Origin of the sequence: Streptomyces sp. NPDC007991 (assembly GCF_042958445.1) — a bacterium.
Classification (GTDB): domain Bacteria; phylum Actinomycetota; class Actinomycetes; order Streptomycetales; family Streptomycetaceae; genus Streptomyces.
The window spans coordinates 540,457-556,736 of record NZ_JBIBJD010000003.1; the positions used below are offsets into that span (position 1 = coordinate 540,457).

The following is a 16,280-nucleotide window of genomic DNA, read 5'->3' on the forward strand; positions in this document are numbered from 1 at the left end:
TGCATGGCCGGATGCGTCCCCATCCTCCGCCCCTGGGAGGAGTGCCCGTCCTGGGTCCCTGGGAGGATGGAGGGCGTGATCGGAACCCTCGTACTCGCAGGCACCCCCATCGGCGACGTCGCGGACGCCCCGCCCCGGCTCGCCGAGGAACTCGCCGGAGCCGACGTCGTCGCCGCCGAGGACACGCGGCGGCTGCGGCGGCTGACCCAGGCGCTCGGCGTCACACCCAAGGGGCGGGTGGTGTCGTACTTCGAGGGCAACGAGTCCGCGCGGACGCCGGAGCTGGTCGAGGAGCTGGTGGGCGGGGCGCGTGTGCTGCTCGTCACGGACGCCGGGATGCCGTCGGTGTCGGACCCGGGCTACCGGCTGGTGGCCGCCGCCGTGGAGCGTGACGTCCGGGTCACCGCCGTGCCCGGGCCGTCCGCCGTGCTCACCGCGCTCGCGCTGTCGGGGCTGCCCGTCGACCGGTTCTGCTTCGAGGGGTTCCTGCCGCGCAAGGCGGGGGAGCGGCTGGGGCGGCTGCGGGAGGTGGCCGGGGAGCGGCGCACGCTCGTGTACTTCGAGGCTCCGCACCGGCTCGACGACACGCTGGCGGCGATGGCCGAGGTGTTCGGGGCGGAGCGGCGGGCCGCGGTGTGCCGGGAGCTGACCAAGACGTACGAGGAGGTCCGGCGGGGCGGGCTGGGGGAACTCGCCGCGTGGGCCGCGGAGGGTGTGCGCGGGGAGATCACCGTCGTGGTGGAGGGGGCGCCTGAGAAGGGGCCTGAGGAGATCGGGCCCGAGGAGCTGGTGCGCAGGGTCCGGGTGCGGGAGGAGGCGGGGGAGCGGCGCAAGGAGGCCATTGCCGCGGTGGCGGTCGAGGCCGGGGTGCCGAAGCGGGTTGTGTTCGATGCGGTGGTCGCCGCGAAGAACGCGGCGGGGTAGCCGGGTTGGGGGTAGGGGCGGCAGTGGTTTGCGGGGTGCGGGTTGTGGGGGTTGACGGCGCGGTTCCTCGCCGCCCCGGGTCGGAAACAAACCCCCTCTGAGCAGGGCGCATGTCGTTTGAGCGAGCGCCCCATGGGCGGGCAAAGGTGGTGGGGGTCAGGGGCAAGGGACGCTCAAATCGGGGCCAATTAGTCGACAGGTCTGCTGCCATCGGTCCGGCTGAGGAGTCCACTGGGTTGCGGGGACGGAATCGTCCTCAGGCCACAGCGGAACAGGAGCTGGCATGAGTGAGATCACAGGGCAGACCGGGCTCCGCGCCGGTGCGAGTGCCGTTGTCCACGAGTCGTACTCCTTCGCGTGCATGCGCTGCGGGTACGGCTGGGAGCAGTCGTACGAGATAGAGCACCACACGGACGCCGCCGGGCACGAGTTCGTCCTCTACGTGGCGGACGGCGAGGTCGTGCCCTCCCCGTTGAGCAAGCCCACGTGCCAGAACTGCGACGGACACGTCGTGCGCATCATGCGGCCCGGGCGGGTCGAGTCGGCGCGCAACGCGGCGCACTCCGAGGCCGAGGGCACCGGCGAGCAGGAACAGCGCGAGGACCACCACTGGCATCTGTCCGACCTGCTCCACCCCTTCCAGCGCAAGGCGAGCTGACCCGTCCGGCTCCCCTTGTCGACGCCCTCCCCGCTCCTCCCCCGCCGGGGAGGGCGTCGCCCTTTCGTAGGATCGGGGCATGCCTTCGAACGACTCCGGCAAGCACGCCGCGCCCCCGCTCCCGGAACCCCTCCGGGTGCCGGTCGCCGACTCCCACACCCACCTGGACATGCAGTCCGGCACGGTCGAGGAGGCGCTGGCGAAGGCGGCGTCCGTCGGAGTGACGACCGTCGTGCAGGTCGGCTGCGACCTCAAGGGCTCCCGCTGGGCGGCCGAGACGGCTGCGGCGTACGACGCCGTCCACGCGACGGTCGCCCTGCATCCGAACGAGGCGCCCCGGATCGTCCATGGCGATCCTGGGGGCACCTCCCAGCCCCCTGGGGCTGGGGGAGGCTGGTCGAGGCAGGGCGCGCGCGAACCCGGCGGCCAGGCCGCCCTGGACGACGCGCTCGCCGAGATCGACCGGCTGGCCGCGCTGGAGCAGGTCAAGGGCGTCGGTGAGACGGGTCTCGACTACTTCCGCACCGGGCCGGAGGGCAAGGAGGCGCAGGAGCGGTCTTTCCGCGCCCACATCGAGATCGCCAAGCGGCACGGCAAGGCCCTGGTCATCCACGACCGCGAGGCCCACGCCGACGTCCTGCGCGTGCTGAAGGAGGAGGGCGCCCCCGAGCGGACCGTCTTCCACTGCTACTCCGGCGACGCCGAGATGGCGCGGATCTGCGCGAACGCCGGCTACTTCATGTCCTTCGCCGGCAACGTCACCTTCAAGAACGCCCAGAACCTGCGGGACGCGGTGGCGGTGGCCCCGCCGGAGCTGCTGCTGGTGGAGACGGACGCGCCCTTCCTGACGCCGGTGCCGTACCGCGGCCGGCCCAACGCCCCGTACCTCGTGCCGATCACGGTGCGGGCCATGGCCGAGGTGCGCGGCATCGACGAGGACACGCTGGCGACGGCTCTCGCGGAGAACACGGCGCGCGCGTTCGGGTACTGACCTCCCCGGCCCGTAGACGTCCTGCCCGACTCACCATACGACTGTGCGTAGTCGCGTCGCTTTGGAGAGTGACGAACGCTCCGCTAGGTTCTGGGGGCCCGATCCGGACCCCTCTGGACCCCCTCCGGCCCCTGGAGCGTGTCGGCGTGAGCAACTCGCGGTACGAGACGTACGAGACACCCGAGGCGTACACGGCGTACGAGACGTACGGCCCGGCCTGCGCGGACCCGCTGTACGGCGGTTTCGACGCGCCGCCCGCCGATCCGCACGGCGCCGGGACGCTCGGGTACGAGGACACCTACCGGCCCGCCTACGAGGTGCCGCCCCCGCGCACGTCGCGCGCGGAAACGCGTGCCGAAGCCCGCGCCGAAGCCCGCGCCGAAGCCCGCGCCGCGTCACGCGCCGGCTCGCACCGGCGACCCGCGCGACGGCGCAAGGCGCGGTACGTCGAGCGGCCGGGCGACGTCGCCATGCGGCGGCTGCTCCCGCAGGCCCTGGTCGTCGCCTTCCTGGCGGGCGGCACCACGGCGTTCGTCGCCAAGGACAAGGCGATCGAGCTGAACGTCGACGGCAAGGAGCGCACGCTGCACACCTTCGCCGACGACGTCACCGAGCTGCTCGCGGAGGAGGGCGTCGACGTCGGCGCCCACGACGCGGTGGCGCCCCGCCCCGGCACGGAGATCACCAGCGGCGACGAGGTCGCCGTGCACTACGGCCGCCCGGTGCGGCTCACCCTCGACGGACAGCGGAGCCAGGTGTGGACGACGGCACACACCGTGGAGGGGGCGCTCCGGCAGCTGGGGGTGCGCCAGGAGGGCGCGTACGTGTCCACCTCGCGCTCCCGGCGTATCGGCAGGGAAGGGCTCGCGCTGGACGTGCGGACCGAGCGCACGGTCACGATCATGGCGGACGGCCGGGCCCGTACCGTCCGCACCAACGCGGCGACCGTGCGGGAGGCCGTCGAGGAGGCCGGGATCACCCTGCGCGGCCAGGACACCACGTCGGTCCCGCAGGGGAGCTTCCCGCGCGACGGGCAGACCGTCACGGTGCTGCGGATCACCGGCGGCAGGGAGGTCCGCGAGGAGCCGATCCCGTTCCAGGTGCGGCGGACCGACGACCCGACCCTGTTCCGCGGCACGGAGGTCGTCGAGGAGGCGGGCCGGCCCGGCCTGCGCCGGATCACCTACTCCCTGCGCACCGTCAACGGCGTCAAGCAGAAGCCGCGCCGCATCAAGTCCGAGGTGGTGCGCGAACCGCGCCCGCAGCTGGTGAAGGTCGGCACCAAGCCGCGACCGGAGTCCGTGCGCGGCGCCGACCACCTCGACTGGCAGGGCCTGGCGGCCTGCGAGTCCGGCGGCCGCCCCGACGCGGTCGACTCGTCGGGCACCTACGGCGGCCTGTACCAGTTCGACACCCACACCTGGCACACCCTCGGCGGCAAGGGCCGCCCCCAGGACGCCCCGGCGGCGGAACAGACGTACCGCGCGAAGAAGCTGTACGTCCGGAGAGGAGCCAGCCCGTGGCCCCACTGCGGGGACCGCTTGCGTTAGGGCCCTGGCTGCGGGCAGTCGTGAAACCGGCTCCCGAACCCCCCGTACCCTTGTCCCCGTGACCAGCCCCGCCCCCGACGCCCTCCTCGGCCCCGCCGACATCCGCGAACTGGCGACCGCCCTCGGCGTACGCCCCACCAAACAACGCGGCCAGAACTTCGTGATCGACGCGAACACCGTCCGCCGCATCGTCCGCACCGCACAGGTCCGCCCCGACGACGTGGTCGTCGAGGTCGGCCCGGGCCTCGGGTCGCTGACGCTCGCCCTGCTGGAGGTCGCCGACCGCGTCACGGCCGTCGAGGTCGACGACGTGCTCGCCGCCGCCCTGCCCGCGACGATCGCGGCCCGCATGCCCGCCCGCGCCGGCCGCTTCGCCCTGGTCCACTCCGACGCGATGCACGTCACGGAGCTGCCCGGCCCCGCCCCGACCGCGCTGGTCGCCAACCTCCCCTACAACGTGGCCGTCCCGGTGCTGCTGCACATGCTCGACACCTTCCCGAGCATCGAACGCACCCTCGTCATGGTCCAGTCGGAGGTCGCCGACCGCCTCGCCGCACCGCCCGGCTCGAAGGTGTACGGCGTCCCGTCGGTCAAGGCCAACTGGTACGCGGAGGTCAAGCGGGCCGGCGCCATCGGACGCAGCGTCTTCTGGCCGGCGCCGAACGTCGACAGTGGCCTGGTCTCCCTCGTCCGCCGGACCGAGCCGCCGAAGACGACGGCTTCGCGGCGCGAGGTGTTCGCCGTCGTCGACGCCGCCTTCGCCCAGCGCCGCAAGACGCTGCGGGCCGCGCTCGCCGGCTGGGCCGGGTCCGCCGCCGCAGCGGAGGCGGCCCTGGTCGCCGCCGGGGTCTCCCCGCAGGCGCGGGGCGAGTCGCTGACCGTGGAGGAGTTCGCGCGGATCGCCGAGCACAAGCAGAACCAGCATCAGGAGGAGGAGTCCGCGTGAGCGTGACGGTCCGGGTCCCTGCCAAGGTCAACGTCCAGCTGGCGGTCGGCCCCGCCCGCCCGGACGGCTTCCATCCCCTGGCCAACGTCTTCCTCGCCGTCGGCCTCTACGACGAGGTCACCGTCACCCCGGCCGACGAACTCCGCCTCACCTGCGAGGGCCCGGACGCCGGCCAGGTCCCTCTGGACCGCACGAACCTGGCCGCGCGGGCGGCCGAGGCGCTCGCCGGGCGGTACGGCCGGACGCCCGGCGTCCACATCCACATCGCCAAGGACATCCCCGTCGCCGGCGGCATGGCGGGCGGCAGCGCGGACGGCGCCGGCGCGCTTCTCGCCTGCGACGCGCTGTGGCAGACCGGCGCCTCCCGGGACGAACTGCTCGACATCTGCGCCGAGTTGGGCAGCGACGTGCCGTTCAGCCTGGTCGGCGGGGCCGCCCTGGGCATCGGACGGGGCGAGCAGCTGACGCCCCTGGAGGTCGGCGGCACCTTCCACTGGGTGTTCGCGATGGCCGCCCGCGGCCTGTCCACCCCGGCCGTCTTCCGGGAGTTCGACCGGCTCGGCGAGGGCACGGACATCCCCGAGCCCGTCGCCTCCGAGGAACTCCTCGCCGCCCTGGCGAAGGGGGACCCGGACGAGCTCGCCGCCGCCGTCTCCAACGACCTCCAGCCCGCCGCGCTCTCCCTCTTCCCGGAACTCGCCGGCACCCTGGCCACCGGCCGCGCCGCCGGCGCCCTCGCGGCTCTCGTCTCGGGCTCCGGCCCGACCACCGCGTTCCTGGTCCGCGACCCGGAGTCGGCCGCCGCGGTGGCGCAGGCCCTGCTGGCGTCCGGGACGTGCCGGACGGTGCGCACGGCGTCGGGCCCGGCACCCGGGGCGACCATCACCGGGAGTTAATCACGTGCCCCGGCCGCGGCCGGGCCCTAGGCTCCCCCAGTCGTTTCAAAAATGGGGGTACAAGCGTGCGGGAACTGGTCGCGGCCGTACGGCGCGGTGACGTGGACGAGGTCACGGCGCTGCTGGAGTCCGGCGCCGAGCCCGACACCCTCGAGGACGGCCTCCCGGTCCTGTGCCTGGCCGTGGCGGCGTACGACCGGCCCGTCGCCGAGGCGCTGCTCCAGGCCGGCGCCGACCCCCTGCGCCGGCTGCCCGACGGGAGCACCCCGCTGACGCGGTCGGTGGACGGCGGGTCCCACCTGCTGACCCACGCGCTCGCCACCAGCCGGATCCCGCTCCCGGCACCGGCGCGCGCCGAACTGCTGGCCCGGGCCCGGCGATGGGCCGAGGCGGGCACGGAGGCCGAACTGCGCCGCGTCACCGGCCACACCGGGCCGGTGACGCGGATCCGGGTCGAGGACGACGAGGTCGGTTGGTGGTCCGAGCAGCTCACGCTCGGCGGGACGACCGTGCGCGACGAGCACCGGGCGGTGCTCACCTCCACGGAGGAGCGCTACGGGATCCGTACACCCTTCGACGAGCTGGTGGACCGGGCCCTCGCCCACCCCGACCGGAACCACGTCGGCTGGTTGATCGTGGTGTTCACGCTCGGCCGCCGGCTGGACGAGGAGACCTGGCAGTGGACCAGGGACCTGCTCAACCACCCCGACCGGCGCCACCGCCTGCTCGCCGCCGACATCATGCTGTTCCTGATCCTCGGGGACTTCGTCACGGGGCGCGACCCCTTCCGGGACCGGGGCAGGGAGCTCGTGCCCTGGGCCGAACAGGAGGAGGACCCGGAGGTGCTGGCCGCCCTCCTGAACGCGATGACCCACGACAGCGCCCCGGAGATCGAGGCGGTCGGCCTGTCGCACCTCGCCCACCCCGATCCCCGGGTGCGCGCCCTGGTGACGGACGCCCTGGGGCACTCCGAGGACGGCCGGTCCCAGGCCCGCCCCGAGAGCCTCACCGCCGTGCTCACCCTGGCCCGCGACGCGTACCCCGGCGTACGCGAGGCGGCCTGCCGCTGGCTCGCGCACTACCGGGGAAGCGAGCCCGAGGCCGGGGACGCGCTGGTCGCGCTCACCCATGACGAGCGGCAGCCGGTCCGCATCTGCGCCGTGTCCGGCCTGGCCTGGCGCGACGATCCGCGCTGTGTGGAGGCCCAGCACCGGATCGGCCCCGTCGACGCGGAGCTGCCGTTCGACGAGAGGCTGCTGGACGTCTGGCGCTACCAGCGCCGCCAGGAGGCCGCCGGGGGCTCCTGACGACCCCGGACGGAGCACCGCCGCGCCCGACTACCCTGGAGGGTCGATCCATCCCCCTTGTCAGGAGAGAAATGGCCGTCAACCTGGTCAATGTCGAGAACGTCAGCAAGGTGTACGGCACCCGCGCCCTGCTCGACGGCGTCTCCCTCGGCGTCTCCGAAGGGGACCGCATCGGCGTCGTGGGCCGCAACGGCGACGGCAAGACCACGCTGATCCGCATGCTCGCCAGGCTGGAGCAGGCCGACACCGGGCGCGTCACGCACTCGGGCGGACTGCGCATCGGCGTGCTCACGCAGCACGACTCCCTCGACCCCGAGGCCACCGTCCGCCACGAGGTCATCGGCGACATGGCCGACCACGAGTGGGCGGGCGTCGCCAAGGTCAGGGACGTGCTGACCGGCCTGTTCGGTGGGCTCGACCTGCCGGGGTTCCCCAAGGGGCTCGACACGGTCATCGGGCCGCTGTCCGGCGGTGAGCGGCGCCGCATCGCGCTCGCCAAGCTGCTCATCGAGGAGCAGGACCTGCTCGTCCTCGACGAGCCCACCAACCACCTCGACGTCGAGGGCATCGCCTGGCTCGCCCGGCACCTCCAAAGCCGCCGGTCCGCGCTCGTCTGCGTCACCCACGACCGCTGGTTCCTGGACCAGGTCTGCACACGCATGTGGGACGTCCAGCGCGGTGACGTCTACGAGTACGAGGGCGGCTACTCCGACTACGTCTTCGCCCGGGCCGAGCGCGAGCGCATCGCCGCCACCGAGGAGGTCAAGCGGCAGAACCTCGTCCGCAAGGAGCTGGCCTGGCTGCGCCGCGGGGCGCCCGCCCGTACGTCCAAGCCGCGCTTCCGCGTCGAGGCCGCCAACGAGCTCATCAAGGACGTACCGCCGCCCCGGGACAGCAGCGAACTGATGCGGTTCGCCTCCACGCGGCTCGGCAAGACCGTCTTCGACCTGGAGGACATCACCGTCCAGGCCGGTCCCAAGGTCCTCCTCAAGCACGTCACCTGGCAGCTCGGGCCCGGCGACCGGATCGGTCTCGTCGGTGTCAACGGCGCCGGGAAGACGTCCCTGCTGCGGGCCATGGCCGAGGCGGCCCGGAGCGACGGCGAGGCCCAGCCCGTGGGCGGGCGCATCCGCGTCGGCAAGACGGTGAAGCTGGCCTACCTCTCCCAGGAGGTCGCCGAACTCGACCCGGCCACGCGCGTGCTGGAGGCCGTGCAGCAGGTGCGCGAGCGCGTCGACCTGGGCAAGGGGCGCGAGATGACGGCCGGTCAGCTGTGCGAGACGTTCGGCTTCACCAAGGAGAAGCAGTGGACGCCGGTCGGCGACCTGTCCGGCGGTGAGCGGCGGCGGCTCCAGCTGCTGCGGCTCCTGATGGACGAGCCCAACGTCCTCTTCCTCGACGAGCCCACCAACGACCTCGACATCGAGACGCTGACACAGCTGGAGGACGTGCTCGACGGCTGGCCCGGCTCGATGATCGTCATCTCCCACGACCGGTTCTTCATCGAGCGCACCACCGACCGGGTGTTCGCCCTGCTCGGCGACGGCACCCTGCGGATGCTGCCGCGCGGTATCGACGAGTACCTGGAGCGGCGGCAGCGCATGGAGGAGGCCGCTGCCGCCGCGACGCCCGCCGCGGCGCCGCGGACCGCCGCCCCGGAGAAGAGCGCCGCCGACCAGCGCGCCGCCAAGAAGGAACTCCAGAAGGTCGAGCGGCAGCTCGACAAGGTCTCCGAGAGGGAGACCAAGCTCCACGCCCAGCTCGCCGAAAACGCCACGGACTTCTCGAAGGTGGCCGAACTCGACGCGGAACTGCGCGCGTTGGCCGGTCAGCGCGAGGAGCTGGAGATGCGCTGGCTGGAACTCGCCGAGGATGCGTGAAGGGTGCGTGAAGGCGCATAACGACGGCATCACGGGGCGGTCCTCCCTTGGGAACAGGGGGTGATACGGCCCGGTGCGCTGTCGGAACGGAGTGATAGAAAGAGCCGTCTTAGAACTTTATGAAGCGACTCTGAGCACATCGCGTACCTCAGGGCGTGGCTAAAAATCAGTGATCGAACGGGGGAGCCGCTGATGACTCAGCCGCCCAGTCAGCCACCGCACGGTGGCTTCGGAGCACCGCAGAACCAGCCGCCGCAGGGCGGTGGCTTCGGGGCACCGCAGACCCCGCCGCCGCCCCAGGGACCGCCCCAGACGCCGCCGCCCCCGCAGGGGCCGCCGCAGCCCGGATACGGCTATCCCCAGCAGCCCCCGCAGCAGCCCGGGCCGTACGGGCAGCCGGGACCCTACAACTCCGGCCCCTACGGCCAGCCGCAGCAGCCGGGCCCGTACGGCCAGCCCGGCTACGGCTACCCGCAGCAGCCGCAGTACCCCGGCGCGCCCGGCACCCCGCCCGGGGGCGGCTCGGGCAACCCCTTCAAGGGCAAGCCCGCCCTGATCATCGGCGCGGCCGTGGCCGCGCTGCTGGTGGTCGGCGCCACCGTGTGGGCGGTCACCGGCGGCGACGACGGCAAGCGCGGGAAGAAGCCGGTCGCCCAGCCGACGGACGACGGCAAGCCCAACTCCTCCGCCCCGGTCAACCCCGGTGACGGCGGCGGCGACGGCGGCGAGGACCCGGAGAACCTCAACGAGGGCCGCCAGGCCGGCGAGGCGAAGGTCCTCTGGTACAAGGAGGCGCCCGACGCGCCCGGTTCCGGCGCCGACGCCCAGGGCATGTGGATCACCGACAAGACCGCGGTGAAGGCGGCGTACAAGCAGCTCTTCGCCTACAACGTCGGTGACGGCAAGCCCACCTGGGACGCCATCACCTTCCCGCAGAAGATCTGCGCGACGACCCCGCAGAAGACGTCCGACGACAAGATCGTCGTCGCGTACATGAGCGGCAGCAGCGACCGCGCCAAGTGCAACCAGCTCCAGGAGATCGACCTCAACACCGGAGCCAAGGGCTGGAAGGAGGAGGTCGGCGACGGCGCCCTGTTCGACTCCACGCTCTCCGTCGAACTGTCCATCACCGGAAAGACGCTGATGGTGGGCCGCTCCCAGTCCGGCACGGCCTACGACGTCACCAACGGCGACAAGCTGTTCGACAAGAAGAAGTACGGCGCCTCCTGCTTCCCCTCCGCCTTCGCCGGCGGCGAGAAGCTGATCGCCGTCTCCTCCTGCGGGGCCGGCACCTCGAAGGAGCACGACGAGGTGCAGGAGCTCGACCCGCGCACCGGCGACGCCAAGTGGACCCAGCCGTTCGACAAGGGCTGGCGGGTCGCTCGCACCTACTCGGTGAGCCCGCTGGTCGTCTACAGCACCAACGAGGACAAGAAGGCCTGGAACATCTCCACCTTCACCTCCGGCGGCAAGTTCCGCTCGCAGGTCGGCTTCGACGAGGACTTCGCCCCCGAGTGCGGCTGGGCCATCCTCGAGCGCGACCTCCAGGGCTGCCAGGGCGTCGCCGTCGACGACACCACGCTCTACCTCCCGACGGAGGCGAGCAGCGGCGCCAACGAGATCGTCGCGGTCAACCTCGCCGACGGCAAGGAGAAGTGGCGGGTGAAGTCCCCGGCCGACGAGTCGATGCTGCCGATGAAGGTCGAGGGCGGCAAGCTCATCGCCTATGTGCAGCCGTCGTACGACGCGGGCGGCCAGGTCGTGTCCATCCCGACCGGCGGCAGCGGCCACAAGCCGGTCAAGCTGCTCCAGAACCCGCAGGCCGCGGCGGACATCGAGAACGGCTTCTTCTCCAAGGACACCGACTGGGTCGACGGGCGTTTCTACATCTCGACCACCCGGCTGAGCGGAAACGACGACACGAAGGAGAAGTTGATGCTCGCCTACGGCAAGTGACGCTTCCCCTCTCGCTTCTGCCTTCGCCTTCGTCGTCCGTCCCCTTCCCCGAGGTACTCACGCCATGACCCAGCCACCGCCTCCGCCGCCCCAGCAGCCCCCGCCCCAGGGCGGCTTCGGGCCGCCCCAGGACCAGCCCCCGCAGCCGGGGTACGGCTACCCGCAGGCTCCGCAGGCTCCGCAGGCTCCGCAGGCTCCGCAGGCTCCGCAGGCTCCGCAGGCTCCGCAGACGCCGCCCCCGCCGCCCGCGCAGCAGCCGCAGCCCGGATACGGCTATCCGCAGGGGGCTCCCCAGGCGCCCCAGCCTCCGCAGGCGCCGCCCGGCTACGGCTATCCCGGCCAGCCTCCGCAGGCGCCTTACGGGCAGCCGGGCCAGCCGGGATACGGGCAGCCCGGTTACGGCTATCAGCAGCCGACCATGCCGCTCCAGCCGCAGCCCGGACAGCCGGGCGGGGGCCGGAAGTTCAACGCGCAGGTGGCCATCATCGTCGCCGCGGTCGTGGCGATCGCCCTGATCGTCGGCGGCGGAGTCTGGTACTCCTCGTCCAAGGACGACGGCAAGAAGGACGACACCGCCAGCTCCGGCGGCACCACCGGTGGCACGGACGACGACAACGGCGGCACCACCTCCGGCGGCAAGGAGAAGGCCCCCGCCGACACCGGCGCCAAGGTCCTCTTCCAGGTGCCGATGCCCGAGGTGAAGAACGACAGCACGGTCGTCGTCTCCGGCTCGTGGCTCACCGACAAGACGTACGCCAAGAGCGGCGTCGCCGAGATCGTCGGCTACGACCGCGACAAGGGCGCCAAGCAGTGGACGATCCCGCTGGACGGCCCGGTCTGCCAGGCCAGCCGCCACGTCACGGACGACAACAAGACGGCGGTCCTCTACCAGCCCGCGATGCCGACCAAGGCCGACCCGTCGCACGGGTGCAGCCAGCTCGCCCTGATCGACCTCGACGCCGGCAAGGAGCTGTGGACCAAGACCGTCAAGACCGGTGACCAGCTGATCAGCTTCGACAACGTCACGATCAGCGGCAACACCGTCGCCGTCGGCAGCACCAGCGGCGGCGCCGCCTTCGACCTCTCCGGCAAGCTCCTGTGGAGCCCGAAGCCGACCGACTCCTGCTACGACGCCGGGTACGGCGGCGGCGAGAAGCTGGTCGCGGTGCGCAAGTGCGGCACGTACGAGCGGCGGCAGCTGCACATCCAGACCATCGACCCCAAGTCGGGCAAGGTGATCTCGGAGTACAAGATGGCCCAGGGCATCGAGTACGCGAGCATCGTGTCGACCAACCCGCTCGTCGTGGCCGCCGACGTCGGCGACTCCGCGGGCGACGGCAGCGGCATCTCCGACTTCTTCTCCATCGACAACAAGACCGGCAAGCTGCGTACGCGCATCTCCGCGCCGGGCGAGCAGTTCGCGGCCCGCTGCGAGGGCGTCACCCGCATCGAGTACTGCAACCAGCTGGCCGTCGGCAACGACCGGCTGTACCTGCCGACCGAGGAGCACGACGGCACCGGCGAGTACAGCCAGACCAACGAGATCGTCGCCTTCGACCTCTCCACCGGCAAGCAGACCGGGCAGCGGGCCGACGCGGGCGACGGCTACACGATCTCGCCGCTGCGCATGGACGGCGGCAACCTGATCGCGTACAAGCGGCCGCCGTACGACAAGGGCGGCCAGATCGTGAGCATCGACGGGGGCAGCTTCAAGCAGACGAAGCTGCTGGAGAACCCGGCGACGGACTCGGTGCGGGACGTGGAGACCGCCATGTCGCCGGAGTACTCCGAGTTGCTGTACGGCGACGGGCACCTGTTCATGTCCAAGGTGTACGCCAGCAAGCGGACCAGCAGTACGAGTGAGAAGGAGTACCTGGCGGTCGGCTTCGGTACGAGCTGATCGATCGGTGCCCGCTGGGTGACCGACTGAGTGCCGGTACGGTCCCGTCCCTGTTCAGGGGCGGGACCGTTCGCGTTCGGTTCGGTCAACATGGAATGCGGGACCTTCGGCGATCGGGGCGATTATCGCCGGTAGGGGGAGCGCAACGTCGAACAAGCGTGTAGCTTCCGGGGGCATGAAGGCGGGGGAGCCGGGGGGCTTCCATCTGGGGGGACCGGGGTGACTGGGGGGTTGCTCGATGGGAGTGCGGCTCATGGTGGTCGACGACCACCGACTGCTGGCGGAGGCGCTGGCTTCGGCGCTGAAGCTGCGGGGGCACCGGGTGCTGGCCGCGGCGGCGCCGGCCGCGGGGGCGGCGGAGCTGGTGATCACGCGGGCGCCGGAGGTGTGCCTGCTGGGGACGGCCACTCCGGCGGAGCCGGGGATCTTCGACCCGGTGGTGCGGATCAAGCGGGAGCGTCCGCAGGTCGCGGTCCTGGTCCTGGGACCGGTGCCCAGCCCGCGGGGCATCGCGGCAGCCTTCGCCGCGGGCGCTTCCGGCTACGTACGGCACGATGAGCGCATAGAGGGTGTCGAGCGGGCGATCATGAAGGCCAGGGCGGGGGAGGCGGCGGTGGCGCCGCAACTGCTGCAGGGGGCGTTCAGCGAGTTGCTCAACCCGGCGGCCCAACCGGACGACGAGGGGCAGCGGTTGCTGTCGATGCTCACGCCACGGGAGGTCGAGGTCCTGGTCCGCGTCGCCGACGGCGAGGACACCCGCCTGATCGCGGCGGGCATGGGCATCGCCCCCTCCACGGCCCGCACGCACGTCCAGCGAGTCCTGATGAAACTGGGCGTCGGCTCCCGCCTGGAGGCAGCGGCCCTGGCGGCACGAACGGGGTTGCTGGACCGCGCGGGGTCACTGCGGCGGACGGTGACGCCGGATCCGGGGGCGGGACCGGAGGCTTGACCGACGTGCCGGCGCTCGGGACGCCCCTCAACTCGATTCCGTCTCGCCAGGACCCACCCTTCGAAGCGCTCGTAGCCATCCATGAGTTGATCGTGCAAGCGCCCGGTGGTCCGCTCGACGACTCACCCGCCGAGGGCCGGGCCCAGGGCCACCGGGCGCCCGCGGTCACTCCCTCGGTTCATCCCCCGGCACGGCATCCGGCGGAACGGGCGCCACAGGCCGCAGCTTCAGCCAGACCAGGAAGAACACCCCCAGCGCGAGCATTCCCAGCCCGGTCCACAGGTTGATGTTCACACCCTCCGCCTTGTCGAGGTCGGCATCGGACACCGTGAACCCCGCGATCGTGACGATCACGCCGTAGACCACGAACAGCCCACCGATGATCCGCCGGATGTCGAACAGCCGCGCTGCCGTCGCCGACTTGCCCTGCAACTCGGTGACTTCCCGCTGCACGTCCTTCTCGGAGTAGAACTCGGACATCTGTCAATCCTCCCTCGGTCAGAACGAGAACGGGATGTAGCAGGCCGCGGCCAGCACGACCGCGCCCCAGCCCAGCAGCGCCGGCCTGCGGTACCAGGCCTCGTCCCCGGGCGCCGGCGGCTCCGCCATGCCCGGCGAGGTCGTGCCGTAGACCAGCCCCTGGAGCTCCTCGACCGGCTTCGGCGCGGTGAAGAGCGACACCGCCACCATGACGACCGCGCCCGCGACGAACCCCGCGATCGCCGAGACGAAGTTGGCGCCCTGGTCGGAGGGGATGTCGACGATGCCCTGCTTGTAGAGGACGAAGTAGTTGACCATCGCGGCCGTGGTGCCGGCGAGCAGACCCCAGAAGCCCGACTTCATCGACGTCCGCCTCCAGAACATGCCGATGATGAAGACGACGAACATCGGCACGTTGAAGAAGGAGAACAGCGTCTGGAGGTAGCTCATGATGTTGGAGAAGGACGACGCCAGGAACGCCGTGCCGATGGAGGCCAGGACACCGATCGCGGTGATGAGCCGGCCGAAGCGCACGTAGTACGCGTCCTCCCGCCCCTTCACCACGTACTTCGCCCAGATGTCCGTCGTGAACACCGTGTTGAACGACGACACGTTCGCCGCCATGCCCGCCATGAAGGCCGCGAGGAGACCGGTCACGGCGATGCCCAGCACCCCGTTCGGGAGCAGCTGCTCCATCAGGTAGGGGATCGCGTCGTTGTACTGCAGGTCGGAGCCTGGCGTACCGATCTTCGGGACCAGCACCGCGGCGACCAGACCCGGGATCATCACCAGGAAGACGATGAAGATCTTCGGGAACGCGGCGATGAGCGGCGTGCGCTGGGCCGCCGAGAGGTTCTTCGCCGACAGGGCGCGCTGGACCTCCGCGAAGTTCGTCGTCCAGTAGCCGAAGGAGAGCACGAAGCCCAGGCCCAGGACGATCGTCAGCCAGTTCGCGCCCAGCGGATTGGCGCTGCCGATGCCCGTGCCGCCCCAGGAGGTCATGAAGTCGGCGCCGTGGGACTTCGTGAGGGAGTCGGACAGGCCGTCCCAGCCGCCCACCTTCTTCAGGCCGAGGGCGGTGATGGGGATGAGCGCGGCGAGGATGACGAAGAACTGCAGGACCTCGTTGTAGATCGCCGAGGACAGGCCGCCGAGGGTGATGTACGCCAGGACGAAGAATCCGGCGACCACGATCGCCACCCACTCCGGCCAGCCCAGCAGCGCCTCGACGACGATGGCCATGGCGTAGAGGTTGACGCCGGCGATGAGGATGGCGGCGAAGGCGAAGAGCACCGAGCTGAGCAGGTGCGCCGCCCTGTCGAAGCGCAGCAGCAGGAACTCCGGCACGGAGCGGACCTTGGAGCCGTAGTAGAAGGGCATCATCACCAGGCCGAGGAAGACCATGGCCGGGATGGCGCCGATCCAGTACCAGTGCGTGGTGTAGACGCCGTACTGCGCGCTGTTGGCGGCCATGCCGAGGATCTCGGTGGCACCCAGGTTGGCGGCTATGAAGGCGAGGCCGGTGACCCAGGCGGGCAGGGAACGGCCGGAGAGGAAGAAGTCGAGGCTGGTCTTCACCGAGCGGCGGGCGGCGAAGCCGATGCCGAGGACGACGACGAAGTAGATGCCGAGGATCGTGTAGTCGAGCCAGTTCGTGGGGAGTCGCAGCTCGGCTGCCAGGTGGACGGGGGGATGCGTGGGGGGATGCATGAGCCCTCGCTTCGTTGCGTGAACCGATACCTCGCGGAATCTACGCCTCGGTCTTCAGATATTGAACACGTCTGTTGATGCTCTTTGTTTGATTGTGATGTTGACGATTGGGGAGAGCCGTGTTTTTATATGT

At 71.4% G+C, this 16,280-nt stretch carries 13 protein-coding genes; 11 read left to right on the forward strand and 2 right to left on the reverse strand.

What is annotated here, in order from left to right; genetic code table 11:
* The first annotated feature begins 75 nt into the window (after positions 1–75).
* From rsmI to ACFZDA_RS11035, 11 genes are all read left to right on the forward strand, one after another.
* Positions 76–924 (forward strand): 16S rRNA (cytidine(1402)-2'-O)-methyltransferase, encoded by an 849-nt coding sequence (rsmI, locus tag ACFZDA_RS10985; RefSeq protein ID WP_391078175.1) that lies wholly within the window; start codon positions 76–78, stop codon positions 922–924.
* A 283-nt stretch (positions 925–1,207) separates the two neighbouring features.
* A complete protein-coding gene (locus ACFZDA_RS10990; RefSeq protein ID WP_391078178.1) occupies positions 1,208–1,582 on the forward strand; it encodes a hypothetical protein in 375 nt (124 codons plus the stop codon).
* Between the two features lie 79 nt (positions 1,583–1,661).
* Positions 1,662–2,573, forward strand: a complete 912-nt coding sequence (locus ACFZDA_RS10995) for a TatD family hydrolase (RefSeq protein ID WP_391078181.1) — start codon at positions 1,662–1,664, stop codon at positions 2,571–2,573.
* Between the two features lie 146 nt (positions 2,574–2,719).
* A complete protein-coding gene (locus tag ACFZDA_RS11000; protein ID WP_391078184.1) occupies positions 2,720–4,123 on the forward strand; it encodes a ubiquitin-like domain-containing protein in 1,404 nt (467 codons plus the stop codon).
* A 58-nt stretch (positions 4,124–4,181) separates the two neighbouring features.
* Entirely contained in the window at positions 4,182–5,069 is an 888-nt protein-coding gene (gene rsmA / locus ACFZDA_RS11005) for a 16S rRNA (adenine(1518)-N(6)/adenine(1519)-N(6))-dimethyltransferase RsmA (RefSeq protein ID WP_391078186.1), read from the forward strand.
* Positions 5,066–5,965: a 4-(cytidine 5'-diphospho)-2-C-methyl-D-erythritol kinase gene (locus ACFZDA_RS11010; RefSeq protein WP_391078189.1), complete on the forward strand. Its 900-nt coding sequence runs from the start codon at positions 5,066–5,068 to the stop codon at positions 5,963–5,965. Before rsmA ends, ACFZDA_RS11010 begins: the two co-directional genes overlap by 4 nt.
* A gap of 65 nt (positions 5,966–6,030) precedes the next feature.
* Positions 6,031–7,272: a HEAT repeat domain-containing protein gene (locus ACFZDA_RS11015; protein ID WP_391078192.1), complete on the forward strand. Its 1,242-nt coding sequence runs from the start codon at positions 6,031–6,033 to the stop codon at positions 7,270–7,272.
* Positions 7,273–7,343: 71 nt separating this feature from the next.
* The gene (locus ACFZDA_RS11020) at positions 7,344–9,152 is read left to right on the forward strand and encodes an ATP-binding cassette domain-containing protein (RefSeq protein WP_391078195.1); all 1,809 of its coding nucleotides are present in this window, start codon (positions 7,344–7,346) and stop codon (positions 9,150–9,152) included.
* 192 nt (positions 9,153–9,344) lie between these two features.
* The gene (locus tag ACFZDA_RS11025) at positions 9,345–11,108 is read left to right on the forward strand and encodes a PQQ-binding-like beta-propeller repeat protein (protein ID WP_391078197.1); all 1,764 of its coding nucleotides are present in this window, start codon (positions 9,345–9,347) and stop codon (positions 11,106–11,108) included.
* Positions 11,109–11,172: 64 nt separating this feature from the next.
* Positions 11,173–13,008, forward strand: coding sequence for a PQQ-binding-like beta-propeller repeat protein (locus ACFZDA_RS11030; RefSeq protein WP_391078199.1), 1,836 nt, complete (start codon positions 11,173–11,175; stop codon positions 13,006–13,008).
* Positions 13,009–13,246: 238 nt separating this feature from the next.
* Positions 13,247–13,957, forward strand: coding sequence for a LuxR C-terminal-related transcriptional regulator (locus tag ACFZDA_RS11035; RefSeq protein ID WP_391078202.1), 711 nt, complete (start codon positions 13,247–13,249; stop codon positions 13,955–13,957).
* Positions 13,958–14,122: 165 nt separating this feature from the next.
* On the opposite strand, the gene ACFZDA_RS11040 is transcribed toward ACFZDA_RS11035, so the two are convergent.
* Positions 14,123–14,437, reverse strand: a complete 315-nt coding sequence (locus tag ACFZDA_RS11040; RefSeq protein ID WP_391078204.1) for a hypothetical protein — start codon at positions 14,435–14,437, stop codon at positions 14,123–14,125.
* A gap of 18 nt (positions 14,438–14,455) precedes the next feature.
* Positions 14,456–16,147 carry a sodium/solute symporter gene (locus ACFZDA_RS11045; protein WP_391078207.1) on the reverse strand — a complete coding sequence of 564 codons (1,692 nt, stop codon included), beginning with the start codon at positions 16,145–16,147 and terminating at the stop codon, positions 14,456–14,458.
* Between the last annotated feature and the right edge of the window lie 133 nt (positions 16,148–16,280).

Coding starts and splice junctions, on each gene's coding strand:
- ACFZDA_RS10990 (WP_391078178.1), top strand. CDS start 1,208: ATGAGTGAGATCACAGGGCAGACCGGGCTCCGCGCCGGTGCGAGTGCC.
- ACFZDA_RS10995 (WP_391078181.1), top strand. CDS start 1,662: ATGCCTTCGAACGACTCCGGCAAGCACGCCGCGCCCCCGCTCCCGGAA.
- ACFZDA_RS11020 (WP_391078195.1), top strand. CDS start 7,344: ATGGCCGTCAACCTGGTCAATGTCGAGAACGTCAGCAAGGTGTACGGC.
- ACFZDA_RS11025 (WP_391078197.1), top strand. CDS start 9,345: ATGACTCAGCCGCCCAGTCAGCCACCGCACGGTGGCTTCGGAGCACCG.
- ACFZDA_RS11030 (WP_391078199.1), top strand. CDS start 11,173: ATGACCCAGCCACCGCCTCCGCCGCCCCAGCAGCCCCCGCCCCAGGGC.
- ACFZDA_RS11035 (WP_391078202.1), top strand. CDS start 13,247: ATGGGAGTGCGGCTCATGGTGGTCGACGACCACCGACTGCTGGCGGAG.
- ACFZDA_RS11040 (WP_391078204.1), bottom strand. CDS start 14,437: ATGTCCGAGTTCTACTCCGAGAAGGACGTGCAGCGGGAAGTCACCGAG.
- ACFZDA_RS11045 (WP_391078207.1), bottom strand. CDS start 16,147: ATGCATCCCCCCACGCATCCCCCCGTCCACCTGGCAGCCGAGCTGCGA.